The sequence below is a fragment of the Gordonia sp. NPDC057258 genome, assembly GCF_042668985.1.
Classification (GTDB): domain Bacteria; phylum Actinomycetota; class Actinomycetes; order Mycobacteriales; family Mycobacteriaceae; genus Gordonia; species Gordonia hongkongensis.
On the sequence record NZ_JBHUXZ010000097.1, the window covers coordinates 1 to 1111 of the forward strand.

The following is a 1111-nucleotide window of genomic DNA, read 5'->3' on the forward strand; positions in this document are numbered from 1 at the left end:
AAGCACGCGTCGGCTTGTGACGGGCCGGCGCTTACTGCATGGTGCGTAAGGGGCCGCTTCATACCATCAAAATGTGCAGCACTGCGTGGCGGCTGGCGACCAAGGCCTCATTTCACTTGGCAAGGACATTCATGCGGGCAACCGGGAAGAAAGTCGATTTCTACTCGTCGGCCATTATCCGGCACACCGCTCAAGTGATGCGACTTATAAAGCCTGGCGTCGACGTCGATAGGTGCTCGACCAAGCCCCAATGTGACCAGAAGCCCCTTGATACTTTCCGCGCGTTGTTGAGCCAGCACGTGCGGCTGTCTTTCCTCAGCTTCGGCAAGGCCACCGACAGACGTACGATCGAGATTGGGATATTTAAGTTGAAGGTCTATCGCCCAATTGGCCAGCCTTGTGATCTCATCGCCGGACACCTTGGCAGAATCTCTTTCAAACGAAACATCAAGCGTATGGACTGGGGAGCAGGCGAATGTCGCTGCCGAGAAAAATGCGAGTGCGATATATGCTGGCCCTTTTACCATATCAACTTTCCGTTGGACCCAACCAGATTCAACCAGGATCGCGCTGCCACACTGCCCCTAATCCTCATAGATAATATACCCGGCAATGCTATCCGCATTATTGATTGCGAGATCAGGCCGCGTCCGAGCCAATACCAAGCACTTGCGCATGAAATATTGATGATCCTGAGCGCCAAAAGTGTCGGAGAAGTGAGTGCACTCATGAATCAGTGTCGATAGCATCGAGTCCTTCGCACTGGATATGGGGCGCATCCCACAAAATTTTTCGTGGATACAAATAGTATGTGTAGCGGTGTCAGGGGCGCAAACATGAGCGACGGCACCATCAGGGTCCTTGTTATTCGGCGTACAACCAAGATATCGATCAAGCTCCTCTGATTGACGAACAAAGTTTCCAGGCTTGAGATCGCGCATCACCCGACTTACTCGTGCGAGGCCGACTGTCAGACTTTGCCGAATCGCTTCATCGCTTGAGCCAAACCACGTTGCGACGCGTTGACGTTCGACCGCCCCCCACTTGCGCAAGTCTACGAGCCGTACATCAATCATTTGTACCGCTCTATCGCGTAACGTTAGAACCATAC

The 1111-nt window shown here is 53.0% G+C and carries 2 protein-coding genes; both read right to left on the reverse strand.

The genetic code is table 11. The features are described 5' to 3' along the window. Positions 1–107: 107 nt before the first annotated feature. Positions 108–419 carry a hypothetical protein gene (locus ACFUEJ_RS24265; RefSeq protein ID WP_388032391.1) on the reverse strand — a complete coding sequence of 104 codons (312 nt, stop codon included), beginning with the start codon at positions 417–419 and terminating at the stop codon, positions 108–110. Between the two features lie 165 nt (positions 420–584). Beyond that, positions 585–1111 (reverse strand): M35 family metallo-endopeptidase (locus tag ACFUEJ_RS24270; protein ID WP_388032393.1); only part of this gene is annotated, 527 nt, incomplete at its 5' end.